The organism is Vibrio lamellibrachiae, assembly GCF_050337265.1.
Taxonomy (GTDB): Bacteria; Pseudomonadota; Gammaproteobacteria; order Enterobacterales; family Vibrionaceae; genus Vibrio; species Vibrio kyushuensis.
Genome location: NZ_JAKJSU010000004.1, coordinates 1,062,504 through 1,083,387 on the forward strand (window position 1 = coordinate 1,062,504; position 20,884 = coordinate 1,083,387).

The 20,884-nt window shown below is 43.0% G+C and carries 17 protein-coding genes and 2 tRNA genes; 11 read left to right on the plus strand and 8 right to left on the minus strand.

The window, feature by feature from the left end; genetic code table 11:
- Positions 1-36 precede the first annotated feature (36 nt).
- From mrdA to L4C54_RS05035, 8 genes are all read left to right on the plus strand, one after another.
- Positions 37-1,923: a penicillin-binding protein 2 gene (mrdA, locus tag L4C54_RS05000; RefSeq protein ID WP_428807301.1), complete on the plus strand. Its 1,887-nt coding sequence runs from the start codon at positions 37-39 to the stop codon at positions 1,921-1,923.
- The gene (gene rodA / locus L4C54_RS05005) at positions 1,923-3,044 is read left to right on the plus strand and encodes a rod shape-determining protein RodA (protein ID WP_428807302.1); all 1,122 of its coding nucleotides are present in this window, start codon (positions 1,923-1,925) and stop codon (positions 3,042-3,044) included. The genes mrdA and rodA overlap by 1 nt, the downstream gene beginning before the upstream one ends.
- An 18-nt stretch (positions 3,045-3,062) precedes the next feature.
- Positions 3,063-3,848 carry a septal ring lytic transglycosylase RlpA family protein gene (locus tag L4C54_RS05010; RefSeq protein ID WP_428807404.1) on the plus strand — a complete coding sequence of 262 codons (786 nt, stop codon included), beginning with the start codon at positions 3,063-3,065 and terminating at the stop codon, positions 3,846-3,848.
- 95 nt (positions 3,849-3,943) lie between these two features.
- Entirely contained in the window at positions 3,944-5,122 is a 1,179-nt protein-coding gene (locus L4C54_RS05015) for a serine hydrolase (protein WP_428807303.1), read from the plus strand.
- A 151-nt stretch (positions 5,123-5,273) separates the two neighbouring features.
- Positions 5,274-5,552 (plus strand): DUF493 family protein YbeD, encoded by a 279-nt coding sequence (gene ybeD, locus L4C54_RS05020; RefSeq protein ID WP_428803815.1) that lies wholly within the window; start codon positions 5,274-5,276, stop codon positions 5,550-5,552.
- Positions 5,553-5,727: 175 nt separating this feature from the next.
- Positions 5,728-6,381, plus strand: coding sequence for a lipoyl(octanoyl) transferase LipB (gene lipB, locus L4C54_RS05025; protein WP_428803745.1), 654 nt, complete (start codon positions 5,728-5,730; stop codon positions 6,379-6,381).
- 6 nt (positions 6,382-6,387) lie between these two features.
- Complete coding sequence (lipA, locus tag L4C54_RS05030; RefSeq protein ID WP_428803744.1) at positions 6,388-7,353, plus strand: lipoyl synthase; 966 nt, start codon at positions 6,388-6,390, stop codon at positions 7,351-7,353.
- A 205-nt stretch (positions 7,354-7,558) separates the two neighbouring features.
- Positions 7,559-7,885: a hypothetical protein gene (locus L4C54_RS05035; RefSeq protein ID WP_428803743.1), complete on the plus strand. Its 327-nt coding sequence runs from the start codon at positions 7,559-7,561 to the stop codon at positions 7,883-7,885.
- 218 nt (positions 7,886-8,103) lie between these two features.
- Here L4C54_RS05035 and glyA read toward each other — a convergent pair whose 3' ends face one another.
- A complete protein-coding gene (gene glyA / locus L4C54_RS05040; RefSeq protein ID WP_428807304.1) occupies positions 8,104-9,354 on the minus strand; it encodes a serine hydroxymethyltransferase in 1,251 nt (416 codons plus the stop codon).
- A 348-nt stretch (positions 9,355-9,702) separates the two neighbouring features.
- Between glyA and L4C54_RS05045 the strand changes: the two genes are divergently transcribed.
- The gene (locus L4C54_RS05045) at positions 9,703-10,302 is read left to right on the plus strand and encodes a YitT family protein (protein WP_428807305.1); all 600 of its coding nucleotides are present in this window, start codon (positions 9,703-9,705) and stop codon (positions 10,300-10,302) included.
- A gap of 95 nt (positions 10,303-10,397) precedes the next feature.
- Here the strand turns inward: L4C54_RS05045 and L4C54_RS05050 are convergent, their stop codons facing one another.
- Positions 10,398-13,508, minus strand: a complete 3,111-nt coding sequence (locus tag L4C54_RS05050; RefSeq protein ID WP_428807306.1) for a multidrug efflux RND transporter permease subunit — start codon at positions 13,506-13,508, stop codon at positions 10,398-10,400.
- Positions 13,508-14,566, minus strand: coding sequence for an efflux RND transporter periplasmic adaptor subunit (locus tag L4C54_RS05055; protein WP_428807307.1), 1,059 nt, complete (start codon positions 14,564-14,566; stop codon positions 13,508-13,510). Before L4C54_RS05055 ends, L4C54_RS05050 begins: the two co-directional genes overlap by 1 nt.
- Positions 14,567-14,856: 290 nt before the next feature.
- On the opposite strand from L4C54_RS05055, the gene L4C54_RS05060 reads away from it, so the two are divergent.
- Together L4C54_RS05060 and L4C54_RS05065 are read left to right on the plus strand one after the other, a co-directional pair.
- Positions 14,857-14,941: transfer RNA gene (locus L4C54_RS05060), tRNA-Tyr, on the plus strand.
- A gap of 94 nt (positions 14,942-15,035) precedes the next feature.
- A tRNA-Tyr gene (locus L4C54_RS05065) sits at positions 15,036-15,120 on the plus strand.
- A 205-nt stretch (positions 15,121-15,325) separates the two neighbouring features.
- Here L4C54_RS05065 and treC read toward each other — a convergent pair.
- The 5 genes from treC to gmhB form a co-directional block, all read right to left on the minus strand.
- Entirely contained in the window at positions 15,326-17,011 is a 1,686-nt protein-coding gene (gene treC, locus L4C54_RS05070; RefSeq protein ID WP_428807308.1) for an alpha,alpha-phosphotrehalase, read from the minus strand.
- Between the two features lie 97 nt (positions 17,012-17,108).
- Positions 17,109-18,533, minus strand: a complete 1,425-nt coding sequence (gene treB, locus L4C54_RS05075) for a PTS trehalose transporter subunit IIBC (RefSeq protein ID WP_428807309.1) — start codon at positions 18,531-18,533, stop codon at positions 17,109-17,111.
- A 178-nt stretch (positions 18,534-18,711) separates the two neighbouring features.
- Entirely contained in the window at positions 18,712-19,659 is a 948-nt protein-coding gene (gene treR, locus L4C54_RS05080; RefSeq protein WP_428807310.1) for a trehalose operon repressor TreR, read from the minus strand.
- 137 nt (positions 19,660-19,796) lie between these two features.
- Positions 19,797-20,144, minus strand: a complete 348-nt coding sequence (locus L4C54_RS05085) for an MliC family protein (protein ID WP_428803557.1) — start codon at positions 20,142-20,144, stop codon at positions 19,797-19,799.
- 84 nt (positions 20,145-20,228) lie between these two features.
- Positions 20,229-20,780 (minus strand): D-glycero-beta-D-manno-heptose 1,7-bisphosphate 7-phosphatase, encoded by a 552-nt coding sequence (gene gmhB / locus L4C54_RS05090; RefSeq protein ID WP_428807311.1) that lies wholly within the window; start codon positions 20,778-20,780, stop codon positions 20,229-20,231.
- Positions 20,781-20,884 lie beyond the last annotated feature (104 nt).

Sequence of the window (20,884 nt, forward strand, 5' to 3'; positions counted from 1 at the left end):
ATATCGACTGTGCTGCTATTATCGAGAATAAGACTAATGTTGCGTAAGCGTAGCCAAATAAGAGATCACCATGCAGAAGCACAGCTATTTAAAAGCCGTGCTCTTGTCTCATTTGTAGGTATTGTCCTGCTGATGTGCGTTTTGCTCGCTAATCTATACAACATTCAAGTTAATCAATTTCAAGACTACAAAACTCGCTCCAATGATAATCGAATCAAAGTGGTGCCTATCGCGCCAAACCGTGGGCTCATTTATGATCGCAGCGGTATTTTACTAGCAGAAAATCGACCTGTTTTTAATTTAGAGATCACGTTAGAGAAAGTTGAAGACCTCACTGACACGATTGCTCAGTTGCAGCTTCTTTTACCGGAAATCACACCTGAGCGCATTGAAGCATTCAATCGAGAAAGACGACAAACTCGCCGTTTTAACTCTGTGCCTATATTAACTCAGCTCTCTCAAGAGCAAGTGGCCAAGTTTTCAGTCAATCAACATAAATACCCTGGCGTCTCTGTCACCGCTAACTTAAAACGTTTTTACCCTTATGGTAAAGCGCTCACACACGTGATCGGTTACGTATCTCGCATCAACGATCGCGATATAAAAAGATTAGTCAGAGAAGAGAAAGCCTCAAATTATCAAGCGACGCGTGATATTGGTAAATTAGGTATCGAACGTTTCTACGAAGATAAATTACATGGGCTCGCAGGCTACCAAGAAGTCGAAGTAAACAGTCGTGGGCGAATCATCCGTACGTTGAAGTATGTTCCGCCCGTTCCGGGCAAAGACATCGTTTTAAATCTCGATATTAATTTACAGCTCTATGTTCATGATTTACTTGATGGTCGCCGTGGATCGGCCATTGTTTTAGACCCGAAAGATAATGGCGTACTGGCCATGGTTTCTAGCCCTAGTTACGACCCTAATGCCTTCGTTCACGGTATTTCGAGCAAGGCATACAACGCATTACTAACAAACAATAACCGGCCACTGGTCAACAGAGCAACACTTGGGATCTATCCTCCAGCATCAACTGTTAAACCTTTTATCGCTGTAGCAGCTTTGCAAGAAGGCGTTGTCACAACTAAGACAACACGGAATGATCCTGGGTACTGGAAAATCCCGAACTCTAAAACTCGTCCATTTAGAGACTGGTTGCGATGGGGACACGGTGTCGTCGATATAACCAAGTCTATTGAAGAATCTGTTGATACATTTTACTACCAAATTGCTTATGACATGGGGATCGACCGACTTTCTAGTTGGATGGCAATGTTCGGATTTGGAGAATATACCGGCATTGATATCCATGAAGAGAGCAAAGCGAATATGCCAACTCGTGATTGGAAGATGGCTCGCCACCGCACTCCTTGGTATCAAGGTGACACCATTCCCGTCGGAATTGGTCAAGGTTATTGGACAGCAACACCAATGCAAATAGCGAAGGCAACTTCGGTATTAATCAATCATGGTGAAGTGACCGCCCCTCACCTACTTCGTGCAACAATCGATAATGGTGAGCAGTTCGACCTTCAGCAACTTGAAGATTTTGAAACTTACCCCCCAATTACCGGTGTACCAGAACGCTATTGGAACATTGCGACAGATGGAATGCGCTTAGTTAATCACGGGACACGAGGCACCGCGCGCCGAGCCTTTAGAAATATGGACTATGTCACCGCCGGAAAATCCGGTACTGCGCAAGTGTTTGGTCTTGCTGAAGACCAAGAATATAACGCTGACGAATTAGAAGAGCACCTTCGAGATCACGCCCTTTACACAGGCTTTGCCCCATACGACAACCCTGAGTTTGTGGTTACAGTCGTTCTTGAAAATGCAGGTGGTGGTTCAAGTAATGGTGGCCCAGTTGTTAGACGTATTTTTGACCACGCCATCAATGGCGATCAAAAGGAAACAGAATAATGAATTTTGATCCTGCCACAGGGCAAAATCGAGCCTTTTTCCAAAGGTTTCACATCGATCTACCATTACTACTTGGCATCTTGGTATTAATGGCCTTTGGCCTCGTCGTAATGTATAGCGCCAGTGGTCAAAGCTATGCCATGATGGATAGACAAGCAATGCGCATGGCGTTGGCGCTTGGCGTCATGGTGGTACTTGCTCAGATATCCCCGCGAACCTATGAATCCCTTGCCCCCTTTCTCTTTTTTTGCGGGCTTGTGTTACTGTTTGGAGTGCTCTTTTTCGGTGAGTCCTCAAAGGGTGCTCAACGCTGGCTAAACCTCGGTTTTGTCCGCTTTCAACCTTCAGAGCTTCTAAAGCTTGCCGTTCCTTTAATGATAGCAAGCTATATAGGTAAGCGATCACTACCACCAAGCTTTAAAACTATCGTTATATCTTTGGTTATGTTGTTTGTACCCACGATATTAATTGCAAAACAACCCGACCTTGGGACTTCAATTCTAATCGCCGCTTCAGGGATTTTCGTTATTTTCTTAGCTGGTATCAGTTGGAAGATAATCTTCGCTGCGGGTGTGTGTGTTAGTGCTTTTGCCCCAGTTTTATGGTTTTTCTTAATGCGTGAATATCAAAAAGTGCGCGTAAGAACCCTGTTTAACCCCGAGTCCGATCCTTTAGGTGCTGGCTACCACATCATACAAAGCAAGATAGCGATCGGTTCTGGAGGTATTTCAGGAAAAGGTTGGCTACAAGGCACTCAATCTCAACTAGAGTTTTTGCCAGAGCGCCATACCGATTTTATTTTTGCTGTAATTGCTGAAGAGTGGGGAATGATAGGTATTTTGGCACTATTAACCATATATCTGTTTATCATGGGCCGCGGCTTATACCTAGCAAGCCAAGCTCAAACGTCCTTTGGCCGCATGATGGCAGGAAGTATCACTCTTAGCTTCTTCGTTTATGTTTTTGTAAATATCGGTATGGTGAGTGGAATTTTACCTGTCGTTGGCGTTCCTCTGCCTTTAATCAGTTATGGTGGTACCTCCATGGTGACCCTAATGGCTGGCTTTGGCATGTTGATGTCTATCCATACACACCGAAATGCATTTTCAAAGGCAACCTAGTTAATGATCAAGAAGCTAATGAACCAGAAACAGTTAATCGTACTCGCAGCCGTCAGTATCCTTCTTGCTGGCTGCTCTTCATCAGGTCGTTATAGTATCGATAATGATGTAGCACCCAAAAAACCAATTTCTGTCGAGCACATTGAAGATGCTGTCCCCCAATATGAGCCATACAGCCTAGGTGGCAATAGCAATTATACACTGCGTGGAAACCACTACGAGATAGTCAGAGACACAAAGGGCTTTACAGAGAAAGGGAAGGCGTCATGGTATGGCAAAAAGTTTCATGGACACCTCACCTCAAATGGCGAGATCTATGACATGTACTCCATGACGGCGGCCCATAAAACGCTGCCAATCCCAAGTTACGTTAAAGTCACCAACACTGATAATGGTAAGACAACGGTTGTTCGTGTTAATGACCGTGGCCCTTTCCATGATGGTCGAATTATCGATTTAAGCTATGCCGCAGCGTATAAGCTCGAAGTCGTAAATACCGGGACTGCCAATGTAAAAATTGAAGTCATTACGGTTGAACGACCAGAGTCAGCTCATAAACAGAATGCTTTGCCTAATTATGTCGTCCAAGTTGCCACCTCAAAACATCATGATCGCTCGGTTGATTTGTCCAATGAGCTTGCAAGTAAATTGTCTGTCGACAGCTTTCTTGAATCAAACAAATCAATGCATCGTGTATTCTTAGGTCCATTTAATGACTATGCTCTGACGCAGCAAACTCTTGAGCAAGTTAAGGTGCTCGGATATACCTCTGCGTTCATAAAAAAACACGCAGCCGCTCAGTAATCCGGCTTCATAATCACTGTCTTACACGCGACACTGGTGTGAAAGATGGTTTCTGTTAAGATACGGACAGTTAAAATAGAAATTTTGTATTCATCATGAAAAAAATATCACTACGTAATACCATTCTCACATGCTCGATTGCTCTTTCTTCCGTCGTAGCGACTTCTGCTACTGCAAACCCAATAGTTGTTCCTGACGCGCCTCAAATTGCGGCAAAGGGTTTCGTACTTCTTGATTATCACTCGGGAAAAGTCCTTGCTGAAAAAGAGATGAATACTAAGTTATCTCCTGCAAGCCTAACTAAAATGATGACCAGTTACGTCATTGGTCAAGAACTTGAAAGCGGTAATATATCGCTTAAAGATGAAGTAACGATTAGTGAAAATGCTTGGGCGAAAAACTTCCCTGACTCTTCAAAGATGTTTATCGAAGTCGGTACAACGGTCACTGTTGAAGATCTAAATCGCGGCATTATTATTCAATCAGGTAACGATGCTTGTGTTGCAATGGCTGAGCACATTGCAGGTTCTGAAGATGCTTTTGTTGATCTGATGAACGCTTGGGCAAGCTCAATCGGAATGACTAATACACACTTTGGCAACGTGCACGGTTTAGATAACTCTAGCCTCTACTCAACTCCGTATGATATGGCGCTTTTAGGTTCAGCACTTATTCGTGACGTTCCTGATGAATACCGTATTTACTCAGAGAAGAAATACACCTACAACGGCATCACCCAATATAACCGTAATGGTTTGTTATGGGATAAGAGTATGAACGTTGACGGCATTAAGACTGGCCATACGAGCAACGCAGGTTACAGCTTAGTAAGCTCAGCAACCGAAGGGAAAATGCGTTTGGTTGCGGTTGTTATGGGCACAAAAAATGCCAATGCTCGTAAAACAGAAAGCAAAAAACTACTCAGTTATGGTTTCAGATTCTTTGAAACAGTTGCACCACACACTGCAGGTGAAACCTTCGTTGAAGAAAAGATCTGGATGGGTGACAAAGATAAAGTAGCACTGGGTGTTGATGTCGACACGTTTGTTACTCTACCTCGTGGTCAAGCCAAAAACCTGACAGCAAGCTTTGTTCTTGAAAGTGAGCTTGAAGCTCCAATCAGCAAAGGTGACGTAGTTGGAAAGCTGTTCTACCAGCTAGACGGTGATGATGTTGCTGAATACCCACTTTTAGCATTGGAAGATGTTAATCAAGGCAGTCTATTTAGCCGCCTTTGGGATTACCTCGTATTACTATTTAAAGGTTTATTCTAAATATAACCTAAACTTACAATCAAAAGCCGCTTACACCTATGTGTTGTAGCGGCTTTTTTCGTTTTATGCGCAATGCTACCGGCCTTGAGATCACTACCAATTGGCAGTAATATGCGTTCCCTAAAAGCTATTTAAACTTGGAGTCGCCATAATTATGAACATTAATTCAGATGCAAAGCTAAAAGACTTGCTTGAATTCCCATGTTCTTTCACTTTTAAAGTGATGGGTTACGCTAAACCTGAATTACCAGAGTTAGTATTAGAAGTCATTCAACGCCATGCTCCAGGTGACTACAGCCCTGCTGTGAAACCAAGCGCTAAAGGCACTTATAATTCAGTATCGATAAACATCACTGCAACCTCTATCGAGCAGGTTGAAATTCTATACAAAGAGTTAGGTGAAATCGATATCGTTCGTATGGTGCTATAATAAAGTTTAAACTTTAAAAAAATATTGAAAGCAGCCTAGGCTGCTTTTTTGTTATTTATCAATCGGATAATAAAGTATCGCCTTCACTCAGTTAATTTGTCGTTATCAATATGTAGTTCAAACTAGTGAATGTGTTTATAATGCGATAACTTTATAAATCACTACGGAAAGCGGAATGCGAAATCAATTGGTCGTAAAACAACTTGGTCGCCAAGATTACCAACCGGTATGGCAAGCGATGCATGAGTTTACCGACAATCGAACCGATGAAAGTAGCGATGAAATTTGGCTCGTTGAACACAACCCAGTGTTCACCCAAGGTCAAGCAGGCAAGGCCGAACATATCCTAGCAGCCGGTGATATCCCAGTTGTTCAAAGTGATCGTGGTGGGCAAGTCACTTATCACGGGCCCGGCCAACTTGTAGCTTACTTTCTTATTAACCTAAGACGTAAGAAATTAGGTGTGCGAGATCTCGTTACACACATTGAGAATCTCGTAATAAACACACTCAAAGCATACAATATCGATGCTTCAGCTAGGCCCGATGCACCCGGCGTTTACGTAGATAATAAAAAGATCTGCTCACTAGGATTAAGAATCCGTAGGGGCTGCTCTTTTCATGGATTAGCGCTTAACGTTGATATGGATTTATCACCGTTTCTGCGTATTAACCCTTGCGGTTATCAAGGGATGGAAATGGCTCAGGTTAGCCAATTAGGCGGCCCGAAACAGTTACAAGTAGTCGAACAACAACTAATAGAAGAACTCGTAGCATTACTAGACTATGAGCATGTCGAGTTTTGCACTAAAGCCCTTAACGAGAAGTAGTAAAGCATGAGCAAACCAATTCAAATGGAAAAAGGCGTTAAGTACAGAGACGCTGATAAAATGGCATTAATTCCAGTTAAGAACATGCCAAGTGAGCAAAAAGAGATTCTACGTAAACCAGAATGGATGAAGATCAAACTCCCTTCTGATAGCAAGCGTATTCAAGATATTAAATCTGCCTTGCGTAAAAACAATCTTAGCTCGGTATGTGAAGAAGCCTCTTGCCCTAACCTTGCTGAATGCTTTAACCACGGTACTGCTACTTTTATGATTTTGGGTGCAATCTGTACTCGTCGCTGTCCATTTTGCGATGTTGGCCATGGTCGTCCACTCGCTGTTGAAAATGATGAACCACAGAAACTGGCTCAAACAATCAAAGATATGAAGCTTCGATATGTTGTTGTTACGTCAGTGGATAGAGATGACCTTCGTGATGGTGGTGCTAAGCACTTTGCTGATTGTAATAAAGCCATTCGAGAGCAAAACCCAGACATCCATATTGAGACGTTAGTTCCTGACTTCCGTGGCCGAATGGATATTGCTCTTGAGCTGCTAAAAGACAATCCACCCGATGTATTCAACCACAACTTAGAGACTGCACCACGCCTTTACCGTAAGGCTCGTCCGGGTGCAAACTATAAGTGGTCACTACAACTTCTTCAGAAATTCAAACAGCAACACCCAGAGATCCCAACAAAATCTGGGGTTATGATGGGGCTTGGAGAAACCAAAGAAGAGATCGTTCAAGTACTGAAAGACTTGCGCGAACACGGCGTTACTATGCTGACGTTAGGCCAATATCTAGCACCTAGTCGTCACCACTTACCCGTTGAACGTTATGTTCCGCCTGCAGAATTTGATGAGCTTAAAGAAATCGCTTTGGAGCTAGGCTTTACTCATGCGGCTTGTGGGCCATTTGTAAGATCGTCTTACCATGCCGATATGCAAGCACAAGGAAAGGAAGTTAAATAACCATTTCAGGTTAAGCTTCCGTCCAAAACAAACCCAAACTAGCCGATGATTTCATCGGCTTTTTTGTCTCAGCTTTACCTCGCTAACTATTGCCTAATCGTTAAATTAATCAGCTTCAAGATTGAAACTCTTCAATTAAATAGATAGGCTTAAGAAACTTAAGGAATAACATTTACCTATCCATTGTGATAGTCGAGGAACAATCATGAATAGATTTGGATTATTAGCACTTGTGATCGCTGCCGTTACTGCCGGTTGCGCTTCAAACACTAAGCAAGATAACTTTAGAGAAGCCTCTTTCGAGCTTTGTAATACCGAGGTTGATATCTATTCAGTCAGTGATGATGGCCGTGTTCGTATCGTCTGTTCAGACGGTTCTAAATTTGCTCTTACTTCAGAAAAAACACTCGAAGTCATGCGCGATATCAATATCGACTACTGTGATGGTGAAGGCCTAGGCAAATTCAATGAAAGCCGAAAATATTACTCGTTCCAGTGCAAATCAGGCACATTACTGAGCATCTCTAAATAAAGAGCAGTGATTAGCCTCCTCTTTATCGCAAAAAATAAAGACCAGCTCTCAACTAAGAGCTGGTCTTTCTATATCCATCACATACAAAAAGAGCCTCCTAATTGGAAGCTCTTCATTTAAGATTTCTAACTAAATGAATCTAGTTAAAGGAAAAGGCGTGGAATTTACGTTAGTAAATGAGCACCTTTAACACAGAAATAGAATCGTTTAGAACGAAATTATGCGTAAACTGGTAGACGCTTACAAATTTCGAGTACTTTTGCTTTCGTAGCTTCAACAACAGACTCATCACCGATGTTGTCTAGAATGTCACACATCCAGCCGGCTAGTTCTTTAGCATCTGCTTCAGTGAAACCACGACGAGTAATTGAAGGAGAACCTACGCGGATACCTGACGTTACAAACGGGCTACGTGGATCGTTCGGTACTGAGTTTTTATTTACAGTAATGTTAGCTGAACCCAATGCTGCATCAGCTTCTTTACCTGTAATATCTTTGTCGATTAGGTCAACAAGGAACAGGTGGTTTTCAGTTGAACCTGAAACGATGTTATAGCCGCGCTCTAGGAAACCTGCAACCATTGCTTTTGCATTAGCAACAACGCGTGCTTGGTACTCTTTGAACTCAGGCTCAAGTGCTTCTTTGAACGCTACTGCTTTACCAGCGATAACGTGCATTAGAGGACCACCTTGTCCACCAGGGAATACAGCAGAGTTTAGCTTCTTGTACAGATCTTCACCTTCACAAGAAAGGATAAGACCACCACGAGGACCCGCTAGCGTTTTGTGTGTTGTTGTTGTTACAACGTGAGCGTGCGGTACTGGGTTTGGGTAAACACCTGCAGCAATCAGACCAGCAACGTGAGCCATATCAACGAAGAAGTATGCACCAACTTTGTCAGCGATTTCACGCATGCGCGCCCAATCACAAATTTGAGAGTAAGCAGAGAAACCACCTATGATCATCTTAGGCTTATGTTCAACCGCTAGAGCTTCCATCTCTTCGTAATTGATTTGGCCTTTCTCGTCGATACCGTAAGGGATGATATCGTAAAGCTTACCTGAGAAGTTTACTGGTGAACCGTGAGTTAGGTGACCACCGTGAGCAAGGCTCATACCTAGAACTTTATCACCAGGCTTAAGCAGTGCCATGTAAACAGCGTTGTTTGCTTGAGAACCTGAGTGAGGCTGTACGTTCGCGTACTCTGCGCCAAATAGCTCACATGCACGATCAATTGCTAATGTCTCTACCTTATCAACATACTCACAACCGCCGTAGTAACGCTTACCTGGGTAACCTTCAGCGTATTTATTGGTAAGTTGAGAACCTTGTGCTTCCATTACACGTGGGCTTGTGTAGTTTTCTGAAGCGATAAGCTCAATATGTTCTTCTTGGCGAACCGTTTCCTCTTGGATCGCTTCAAATAGGTCTGCATCATAATCTGCAATATTCATGTCACGTGTTAGCATCTGTATCTCCTGACTCAGATAGTACTGAAAGTTTCAAAAAAAGCACATAACAACCATACGCAAACGTTTACGTAGGCCGAGTTGATGAAAAGCATTCTACATAATTTGATCTATATCATAAAGAGTAAAATCATTTTTTATCATGCAGTTTATTCATAATGGCCTACAAGGTTTATCATGCTTACGCGACTAACCTCGTATATCAGCCATGTTGGTGTCAATTTTCGGTTTTACACCCTGTAAAACGTTAATTACATAGGTTTACCCTAATTTTCCCTCTCTATCTACCGAAAAGATCATCTTTTCTCTACTATTCGCCCCATTATACCCCTGAAGAAAATCAAGTTGATGGAAAAACACTCACGTAAAGAAGATTGGATCGCTATTCTCACCGGCACATTTTTAGTTGCTCAGGGCGTTTTCTTTCTGCAATCCGCACATTTACTGACTGGCGGGACGACAGGCCTTGCATTGTTACTTAGCCAAGTTGTTTCGATCTCTTTTGGTACTTTGTACTTCCTAATCAATTGCCCTTTCTATCTATTAGCATGGCAACGATTCGGTAAACGCTTTGCGTTTAATAGTGCGATATCTGGTGCTCTGGTGTCGGTTTTTGCTGACCACCTCTACCTGGTTATTACCCTAGATACAATCAGTGAAGTTTACTGCGCTGTCGCAGGGGGGATTCTTATGGGGCTTGGTATGCTAATTCTATTTAGACATCGCTCAAGCCTTGGAGGTTTCAACGTACTTTGCTTGGTGATCCAAGACCGATTTGGTATCTCTGTAGGTAAGACTCAGATGGTCATCGATATGGCTATTTTGTTCACCTCCATTTTCTTTGTATCGCCAATGGTGATTGGTCTGTCTTTATTAGGTGCGGTAGCATTGAATGTCGTATTGGCGATGAATCATAAGCCGACCCGCTATACTGTGACTTACGGTTAAAACGAAATCGTTTTAACAAAATTCCCAACAAAAAATGGCTCGCATATTTGCGAGCCATTTTTGTACCGACAATCCTATTAAACGGACATACTTAGTTAATGCGCACTTCTCGCTTTTACATCATGTTGCAGCGCTTTATTTAGCTCTGCTTCTACATGGCCCGGTGAATGTGTTGTGATTGAAATCAGGCGATACATCGCAGGAATCACAAACAGTGTCACCAGTGTGGCAAAACCCATACCAAAGAAAATCACCGTACCAACAGCCACACGACTTTCGTAACCTGCACCTGTGGAAAGGATGAGTGGAACCGCACCTGCAAGCGTGGTAAATGCTGTCATCATAATTGGACGTAAACGACGTGCCGATGCATCAACAATTGCCTTTTCAAACTCAACACCTCGGTCACGCAGTTGGTTGGCAAACTCAACAATTAATATGCCATTTTTAGTTACCATACCGATCAGCATTATCATACCGATCTGACTATAGATGTTGAGCCCTTGAGACATAACAACCAACCCCAAGAATCCACCAAAAATTCCCATAGGCACGGTAAACATCACCACCATTGGATTTATGAAACTCTCAAACTGAGCGGCTAGAACCAAATACGCCACCAACATCGCCAGACCAAAAACAATCAATGTGCTCGATTGATTCTCTTTATAGTCTTTTGACTCACCCGAGTAGCTCACTGAAACATCAGACGGTAGTAACTCGATCGCTTTTTCATCCAAAAAATTTAATGCATCGCCGAGTGTGTAACCATCCTCAACGTTGGCCGTCAATGTGATCGACTTCTGTTTGTTGTAGTGGGAAAGACGGATTGATGAGGCGACTTCTTCAATACTGGTGACGGTATCAAGCGTAATCAACTCGCCTTGATTAGTACGTAGATAGATCTGGCTAAGATCTGCTGCATTGTTGAAGTTATTTTCATCGCCACGAAGGTAGACATCGTACTCTTCACCACGCTCAACAAAGGTCGTTTCAGTTTTCCCACCAAGCATAATCTCGAGAGTTTCAGATATTTCTGAAACACTAATGCCAAGCTCTGCCGCACGCTGTTTATCAACATTCACCACCAGCTCAGGGGTTTTCTCTGAGAAGTTTATGTTGGTGCCGTTCATCATTGGTGAGTCTTCAGCAAGATCTTTGAGCTTATTCGCCCAGTGTTGCAGCTCTTCGTAATCAGCGCCACCTAGAACAAATTGAACAGGCTCACTTGAACCGCCTCTAAAGCCCGGCATGAATGGGAAGATACGCACATCAGGAATGCCTGATAGTGCCTTTCTCACTTTGGCAAGCGCTTCTGTCGCGGTCACATCACGCTCATTCCAATCTTCTAATACCATGACAACAAAGCCCGTTTGGTCACCAGCATTGCCACCAAAAGCCGGGGTTTCTGCGCTAAATGATTTAAGGTAGTTCTCTTCTAGAAGCGGCATTAAACGCTCTTCCACGATGTCCATGTTGGCTGACATTCGGTTGTAACTGGTTGCATCTGCACCACGAACAAAGGCAAATATCACCCCTCTATCTTCGGTTGGAGCAAGTTGTGCGGGCACTTGCTTCATCAAGGCAAAGCTGCCTCCCAAACAAGCAACAATAACAATGGGAGCTAGCCACCTAAATCGGATGACATATTGCAATAAACCGCGGTATTGACTCTCTAAAAAGGCGAATACGCGATTAACCAATAGAGTAAAGCGCGTTGGCTTCACATTCGCTTTTAGAATCTTACTGCCTAATACTGGAGTTAAGGTTAAAGCGATCAGTGATGAGAAGATCACCGACATCGCAAGCAGTACCGAGAACTCAGTAAACAATAGCCCTACCATGCCGTCCATAAATGAAATCGGCAAGAAAACCATCACAAGAACCATTGTCGTTGCGACAACAGCAAAGCCTACCTCTCTTGCTCCTTTATAGGCGGCAAGCAGTGGTGTCTCTCCCTGTTCAATATGGTGATAGATATTTTCAATCACGACGATAGCATCATCCACCACCAGACCAATAGAAAGGATCAGTGCCATCAACGTGATGAGGTTGATTGAGAAACCAAAATAATACGCCGCAATAAATGACGATATCAGTGAAATGGGAACGGTAATCGCAGGGATAAGCGTTGCTCTAGCTTGCCCAATGAATATATACAGGATCAGCACTACCAGGCCGCCAGTAATAAACAGCGTGGTGTAAACCTCAGTTATTGAGCGTTCAATGAAAATCGTCGCATCATAATCAATCACCAAATTTGTCGCTTTAGGCAAGAACTGTTGAATATCGTCCACCTCTTTACGAACTAGCTTTGCTACATCAAGTGGATTGGCATCCGATTGAGGAACAATACCAATGCTCAGGTTAACTACACCATTGGCTTTAAATGAGGCGTTTTCATTTCGAGCGCCAAGGTACACATCAGCAACATCTTTGAGATAAATTGGGGAGTTATCACTGGCTCTTTTGACCACCAAATATTCGAAATCTTCTGCTTTACTGTAGGCGCGAACCGTGCGAACAGACATGGTAATTGAGTCATTTCTCACTTCACCGCCTGGGCTCTCGATATTCTCTCGACGTAGTGCAGAGGTAATATCCCCAGCACTAACACCTCGGCCAGCCATTACTTCGGGTTTAAGTTTGACGTACATAACCTTGTACAAGCCACCCGATAAATTCGATGAACTCACGCCTGAGATAAGACTGAACCTGTCAATTAGCACACGCTCTGCGTAATCGGTGAGCTGTGTTCGGTCCATCTCAGACGAGCTGAGATTAATATATATGGACGGTTCACCAGAGCCATTATTTTTGTAAACCAATGGGTCATCGGCTTCATCGGGCAGTGAACGCTGAGCCCTTGCTACCGCATCTCGAACATCACTGATGCCTGAATTTAAGTCATAACCAAGATCAAAAGTGATGGTGATACGAGAAAAACCATTTCGCGTTGTGGAAACAATCTCATCAATACCGCTAATACCTGAGAGTTGGTCCTCTAATACTGTGGTGATTTGGCTCTCTACAATGGTTGCAGATGCCCCTTTATAAGTCGTATTAATTGAAACGACCGGATACTCAATGTCGGGCATCTCTCTTACGGCCAACTTAGAGAATGATACGATGCCAAAGACACACAGCAGCATACTAAGCACCAATGCTGCTACGGGGCGTTTAACCGATATATCAGATAACAACATTAGTTAGTTTCCTTTTCCAATGCACTCTCTTCAATATTCAGCTCTTTTACCGACACACCGTCACGCATGTTAACAATCCCTTGAACAACGATCTTCTCGCCAATCTCTACGCCCTCTGCAATAACCACTTGATTCTCGACACGTTCGGCAAGGACCACTTCCGTTCGTTTGGCTTTATTATCATCGCCAATCACATAGACAAAGCGCTTAGTACCCGAGTATTCCAATGCTTGAGCAGGAATAATGGGCGCTTCTATTACTGGGAAGGCCATACTTGCAGACGCTAGCATGCCAGGTTTAAGAAGAGTTTCAGGGTTTTGAAAATGAACTCTAACGCGCAAATTAAGTGTTTCCATATTCACACGTGAATCAATACCAACCAATTCACCTTCAAAGCTTTGGTTGCCCCAAGCTGAAGTGGTGATCTCCACCTTCATACCCTGACTTAAGCGAGAAAGGTAACGTTCTGGTACATGAAGGTCTAACTGCATCACAGATAAGTCATCGAGAGTGACTAGCTGGCTACCCGCGGAAACTAATTCGCCTCGACTTAAATCAATAAAGCCGATAGTGCCAGAGAATGGAGCGGAGATATTAAGATCTTTTAGATTCGCTTTAGCCGCATCTAAGCGGGCTTGAGCAATTTCAACACTCGCTTTTTGACCATCGATTGAGGTTTGAGTAATGGCATTACGCTTAGCTAAGCGTTCAAATTCAGCCAACTTACGTTTTTCATCGTTTAAATAAGCACGCGCTTCGTTAAGAGCAGCCTTTGCTTTGTCATCATTTAGCTGAATTAACAATTGACCCTGCTTGACATTCTGATTCGCTGATACCGGTATTTGTGTCACTTTACCGGCAACCTCAGGAGAGATAACAACCGCCTGCTTAGCCTCTAACTTACCAACTAGCGTTAATGATTGAGAAATCTGGTGAATTTGAACCTCTTCGGTAATGACCGTCACAGCCTGAGGACCCGAAGGTCTCTTTGCTTGCGTCGATGAGGCTGAAACGAGAATAGACAACGCTAAGATCTTTATGATTATTTTATTTTTCATTTTCTAAATCTTCAAAATATGAACTATCAATATAGTACCTCTTCCTAACTATAGATAACGTCAAGTAGTGTAAATAATAGAAAACAAACCAAACGTTTAGAGCATTCCCTTTCTACCAAAATGGTTATTTACTATCACCTTTGCCCAAAAAGTCAGCATTCGATTTAAAATACCAAGAAAACTCTTTACAGCATTTACGGTTTTGCTATGATGCGCTCCGCACTTGAGTGACGCGTTGGGAAAACATCACTTAGGTTTATCTTCTTAGGAAGGTGATAAAAGTGCCCCCTGGGGGGGTTCCCGAGTGGCCAAAGGGAGCAGACTGTAAATCTGCCGGCTCCGCCTTCGATGGTTCGAATCCGTCCCCCCCCACCATAYAACTCTCGACGCTTTAATTAGCGGTGAGAACAACTTAGAAAACGTGTTGGGAAAACATTCTRAGTTTTGCTTGTGAAAGCATAAAACCCCTGGGGGGGTTCCCGAGTGGCCAAAGGGAGCAGACTGTAAATCTGCCGGCTCCGCCTTCGATGGTTCGAATCCGTCCCCCCCCACCATATTCTTTAATAAGAATCGAAAGCCAGCTCATTGAGCTGGCTTTTTGCATTTGGAATACCCTAACCCCAGTGCCTTTGGTTTTAAAAGACATCAAAAGGCACTTATTCCGTTAAAAGTTATCAGATGTAAAAAAGACCTCGACAGAGCGAGGTCTAAAAATTGAACCACTTGAAAGCACCTAGTTAGGGGGTTTTAACCAACGTACTATGACTCAATTAAGATAATCTTGGTTTCATAAGGCTTTAACACCTGATGGCGAGACACTACCTGCCCTTCAATATTTTGGTAATTACCAAGTAAGTAACGCGCCTTTTTAGCATCAACTTCATCAGGCAGAACGCACTCAACTTCAGCCCCATAGTAGTTATTCAAACAGATCAGCGTCTGAGTCTCACTTTTCCTTTGATAAGCAAATATAGCGTCATGCTCTGGCAACAGATCAAGATAGTTGCCCGTAGTAATAACGTCGATCTCTTTACGCAGTTGAATCAGTTTTTGATAGAAATAGAACACGGAGTTGGGATCATCTACTGCTTGATTAGCATTAATTTCAGTATAACTTTCAGCAACGTCAAGCCACGGCGTTCCTTTCGAAAACCCAGAAAACTCCGAACTATCCCATTGCATAGGTGTTCGAGAGTTATCACGAGATTTTTTCGCCAAAATAGCCATCATCTCTTCGTGACTCACACCTTGTTGGTTAACCATGATGTCGTACATATTGGTACTTTCGACATCTCGATACTGAGATATCTCCGTATAACCAGGATTGGTCATTCCGATCTCTTCACCTTGATATATGTACGGTGTCCCCTGCATCATGTGAACGGAAGCTGCGAGCATTTTAGCGGATTCTACGCGATATTGGGTATCGTTACCTAGACGGCTAACAACCCGAGGCTGATCGTGATTACACCAAAAGAGTGCTCCCCACCCTTTACCATTTAACCCTACCTGCCAATGATTAAATATTTGTTTTAGCTGCAAGAAATCAAATGGCGCGTTGGTCCACTTCTCACCATTTTTGTAATCCGCTTTTAGATGATGAAAATTAAACACCATTGAAAGCTCTTTACCATCACTTGAAGAGTACTGCTGACAGTGGTCTAGTGTAGTTGATGACATCTCACCCACTGTGACACTGCCATATTTGTTAAATACCGCTTCACTGATCTCTTGTAGATACTCATGTACCCGCGGGCCATCAGTATAGAAACGGCGACCGTCACCAATGTCATCGCTCGCGTAATCTTGCTGCTTTGAGATTAGATTGATTACATCTAAACGGAAACCATCAACGCCCTTCTCAGCCCAAAAACTGATCACCTGTTTTACTTCTTCACGAACCTTGGGGTTTTCCCAATTGAGATCCGCCTGTTCTTTAGCAAACAAATGTAGGTAATACTGATTGGTTTTTGTATCTAGTTCCCAAGCATTACCACCGAATTTCGATTGCCAGTTATTAGGAATATCACCGTTGATCGGGTCCTTCCAAATATAGTAATCACGGTATGGGCTGCTTGCATCGCCTAACGCAGACTGAAACCAATGATGAGCAGTAGACGTGTGGTTAACAACGATATCCATAATAATACGAATATTGCGTTGTTTGGTTTGCTTTAGTAATTCATCAAAATCATCCATCGTGCCGAAATCAGGATTTACTCTGTAATAATCAGCAATATCGTAACCATTATCAATCATGGGTGATTCGTAGATAGGCGTAAGCCAGATAGCGTCAATACCAAGTAGTTTCAGGTAATCTAATTTAGAGATAATCCCTTGGATATCTCCAGTGCCTTTATTCCCACTATCACAAAAGCTTTTTGGGTAGATTTGATAAATAGTTGCCTTCTTCCACCAGTTTTTATCCACGTTTATCATTGTCATCAACAAGCTCACTTACCAAAGAAAAATTGAGAGGGAGTGACAAAACGCCACTCCAAATTGAATTACTACAAACTAAATTGCTACCAAGAACTATCGATTAAGCACTGACTGGCTCAAGTTCACCTTTAAGCTGCGCTCGCTTGTAAAAGAACAGAGTCAAAGCTGCAGGAACAAGAATCGCAACTAACATCGCAATTGAGTAGATACCCCAGTACTGCGGTTGAATCGACAAGATCCCCGGTAGACCACCTACTCCGATACCATTTGCCATAACTCCTGCACTACCACAAATCGCCGCAGCCAGTGCACTGCCCACCATTGCGCTCAGCATTGGAAACTTATACTTCAAGTTAATACCGTACATCGCTGGCTCTGTTACACCTAAATAGGCTGAAATAGCTGCAGGCACTGAAATATCGCGCTCTCCATGTTTTTTACTGATAATGATGATACCCACTACAGCAGAAGCCTGAGCGATATTTGATAACGCAATCAATGGCCAAATAGGAGTGCCACCAAGCTCTTGCATTAACTGCAAATCAACCGCATTGGTTGTGTGGTGAATACCTGTAATGACAAGTGGTGCGTAGAGGAATGCAAAGATCATTGAGCCAATCACAGCAAAGTCACCCGTCATTGCTACTTTGGCGGCAAACGCAACGCCATTACCTAGAACACGTCCAAATGGGCCGATCAATGCATGGGCAAGAACAACCGAAACAATAATCGAAACAAACGGAACAACGACGAGGTACAGATACGACGGTACAATACGTTTAAGATTTGTTTCAATGAACGCCAAAGCGACACCCGCTAGCATGGCTGGAATAACCTGAGCCTGATATCCAACTTTCTCAATCACAAATAGGCCGAAGTCCCAAACTTCTGGCACCTCTTTGCCGATTAAATAGGCATTCATCAATTGAGGTGAAACTAAGGTCACACCTAAGGTAATACCTAGAATTGGCGTACCACCAAGTTTTTTTACTGTCGCCCAACAAACACCAACAGGTAGGAAGAAGAAAATCGCTTCGCCAATTAGCCATAAGAAGGAGTGCACTGTTGCCCAAAATTGACTAATCTCTGTCAGCGACTGGCCGTCAAACATCTTAATGTCGCCAATCACATTTCGGAAACCAAGAATAAGACCACCAGTAATGATGGCTGGCAATAGTGGAACAAAGATTTCAGCTAGGTGAGAGATCCCGCGCTCTAGGATGTTCATGTTCTGGCGAGCAGCAAGCTTTGAATCATCTTTAGTTGATTCTGATTTACCTGAAAGCTCAATCAGGATGGCATAAACCTCATCGACTTCAGTACCAATAACCACTTGAAACTGACCCGCGTTGGTAAAGCAGCCTTTAACCACACTTAATGATTCTAGTGCTTTCTCATCTGCTTTGTCAGTGTCGTTCAGCACAAAACGAAGTCGTGTTAAGCAGTGGCTAACACTGGCGATGTTATCGCTGCCACCAACTAGTTCTATAAGACGCGCAACGTCTTGTCTCGCTATCTTGCTCATATCCTTGTCCACCCTATTGGAGTCTCACTCGAGTCTTTTCAATGTTTCACCCTACAATGGGAACATTCCCATTACTTGGTAAGCATACTGACAGACTCCATCACAAATCAAAATGGGAACAGTCCCATTAATTGAGTATGATCACAGTATAATTTTAATTCAAATATAAATTAGTGACTTAAGAAATGATCGGGCTCTGGGTAATATGAACCAGCTCAGAATTGCCATTTACATGGGAGATCAATAACTTAGCGGCTTGTTGTCCTGCGAGAGTATAACCCGGATCAATACTGTGCACCTTAGGGAAAAGAAAAGAGAGTAGCTCATTGCCTCCGACTCCAGTTACTGCAATATCTTCACGACCAAGTTCTTGCAGCTTTTTAATCACCCCAAGCGCGAGCGTATCACTAGCGCACACAATAGCTTGGGTCGAGTTGGTCAGCACCTTCTCCACCAATTGATAAGCACTTTCGTGATGAAGTTGCCCAGTTTGATAGACGGGAGTAACTTGCTGGGAGTGACACCAAGAAAGATAAGAATCTAAACGCAGCTTACCTGTAGTTTTATCGCTAGGATCAACACCAATAAAGGCGATCTCTTGTAAGTTGAGATCCGATAAATACTGCAATGCATGGTGTATAACGCCATGATTATCATAATTAATAGATGACGTAACTTCAGTATCCATCGCAATGACAACTGACTTCCCCTGCCACAACTCTAGCTTTTCAGTGTCCAAATCAGTAAAACCAAAAACAATCACACCATCCACATTACGTTTTTTCAAGACATCAAGGTGCTCATTCGTTTTGAGCCTGTCAAACTGGCTCTCCATGATCACGGCATCATAACCTGCGGCATACAGCGTATTTAGCATGCTTCCCACGGCTTTATTCTCTGAAGGAGAGTCCAAACGAGAGATAATCACGCCAACGACTTTCTGACTTCCTCCGCGCATTGATTGCGCAGATTTAGACGGAATATAGCCAGACTCTTGGATGACTTGTTCAACCTTTGCGCGTGTGGCTGGTTTTACTTTTGGATCGTTCGTCAACACGCGTGATACGGTAGATTTACCAACGCCAGAAAGCTTTGCGATGTCATGAATCGTGAGTTTTTTGCTCATACTTCTCGGGGAATTTCATCAAAAGGAGTGACTATCGGCAAACCATAAGATTGCCAACATTATGAAGTAACCTAACCGACTGCGTACATCAAAGGCTGTGCTTCAGTTATGTACTCAACAGACTAATTACTATTAATTTATTGTGTTTTACAGTTTTTGTAAACGTGCTGGTTGAGCTCTAAGCGAGCTTCTTCGCCTTTTGTGCGCAACGTTACAGGGTTTTCAACCTCGGCTGTCCCATCGTTAAGAATATATCGAGTACCCGATCCTGAACGAATCTGGATAAGTGCATACTCTTTCTCAGCAACACGCAACACCGCAATTTCACTATCTGGAATATACGCAACGTCGAAGCTTTTATCTGACTCACAGTTATAGGTGTGGAATAAACTCTCATTTACTTTCATCCCATCAACAGAAGAGGATTGAGAGCAGCCAAGTAAACTAAGAACACATGCTATTAGGATCAACAATCGTTTCTGCATAATGACCTCCTAATTTTATCTCATCTTAACTTTTTTATTCGTCCTCATATGTACAACAAATAAAAAAGGCCGCTAGGCGACCTCTTAATTCGATAGATAGGCAGGAACATCTCTTATGCTATCGAGTACAGTGGTCGCTAACGATTCACCTTTGTCCGTTACTGGTTTACCCGTACGAACCAAAATTTTAGTACCAACACCTGCCGTCTCTGCGGCCATCATGTCTTCAGCTTTATCGCCAACCATGACTGATTTAGTCATGTCGATTTTGAGAAAATCACGTGCTGAAATAAACATGCCCGGTTTTGGCTTTCGGCATTCACACTCTTCTTTATACTTACCAACACCATGTTCAGGGTGGTGAGGGCAATAATAAAAACCATCAAAATCAACACCATGATCAACAAAGTTCCAATCCATCCACTGAGTTAGTGACAAAAAACGATCTTCATCAAACATGCCACGTGCAATACCTGACTGGTTGGTGACTAATACAAGCATATACCCCATATCCTGAAGTTGCTTAGTCGCTTCAAACACGCCTTCAACAAATTCAAAGGAATGTTCGTCATGGACATAACCATGGTCAACGTTAATCACGCCATCTCGGTCTAAAAACACTGCTGGTTTGGCCAAAATTCATACTCAATTTACTTAATATTGTCAGGAATTATCGCACGCTTTATTTCTTTCATCACTATCTAATTACTTTTGATACTAGCACAAACGAACGTTTAGAC

Bases quoted from the DNA above. Each gene is read 5' to 3' on its own strand.
- mrdA (WP_428807301.1), top strand. From the start codon at position 37: ATGTTGCGTAAGCGTAGCCAAATAAGAGATCACCATGCAGAAGCACAG.
- rodA (WP_428807302.1), top strand. From the start codon at position 1,923: ATGAATTTTGATCCTGCCACAGGGCAAAATCGAGCCTTTTTCCAAAGG.
- L4C54_RS05010 (WP_428807404.1), top strand. From the start codon at position 3,063: ATGAACCAGAAACAGTTAATCGTACTCGCAGCCGTCAGTATCCTTCTT.
- L4C54_RS05015 (WP_428807303.1), top strand. From the start codon at position 3,944: ATGAAAAAAATATCACTACGTAATACCATTCTCACATGCTCGATTGCT.
- lipB (WP_428803745.1), top strand. From the start codon at position 5,728: ATGCGAAATCAATTGGTCGTAAAACAACTTGGTCGCCAAGATTACCAA.
- lipA (WP_428803744.1), top strand. From the start codon at position 6,388: ATGAGCAAACCAATTCAAATGGAAAAAGGCGTTAAGTACAGAGACGCT.
- L4C54_RS05035 (WP_428803743.1), top strand. From the start codon at position 7,559: ATGAATAGATTTGGATTATTAGCACTTGTGATCGCTGCCGTTACTGCC.
- glyA (WP_428807304.1), bottom strand. From the start codon at position 9,354: ATGCTAACACGTGACATGAATATTGCAGATTATGATGCAGACCTATTT.
- L4C54_RS05045 (WP_428807305.1), top strand. From the start codon at position 9,703: ATGGAAAAACACTCACGTAAAGAAGATTGGATCGCTATTCTCACCGGC.
- L4C54_RS05050 (WP_428807306.1), bottom strand. From the start codon at position 13,508: ATGTTGTTATCTGATATATCGGTTAAACGCCCCGTAGCAGCATTGGTG.
- L4C54_RS05055 (WP_428807307.1), bottom strand. From the start codon at position 14,566: ATGAAAAATAAAATAATCATAAAGATCTTAGCGTTGTCTATTCTCGTT.
- treC (WP_428807308.1), bottom strand. From the start codon at position 17,011: ATGACAATGATAAACGTGGATAAAAACTGGTGGAAGAAGGCAACTATT.
- treB (WP_428807309.1), bottom strand. From the start codon at position 18,533: ATGAGCAAGATAGCGAGACAAGACGTTGCGCGTCTTATAGAACTAGTT.
- treR (WP_428807310.1), bottom strand. From the start codon at position 19,659: ATGAGCAAAAAACTCACGATTCATGACATCGCAAAGCTTTCTGGCGTT.
- L4C54_RS05085 (WP_428803557.1), bottom strand. From the start codon at position 20,144: ATGCAGAAACGATTGTTGATCCTAATAGCATGTGTTCTTAGTTTACTT.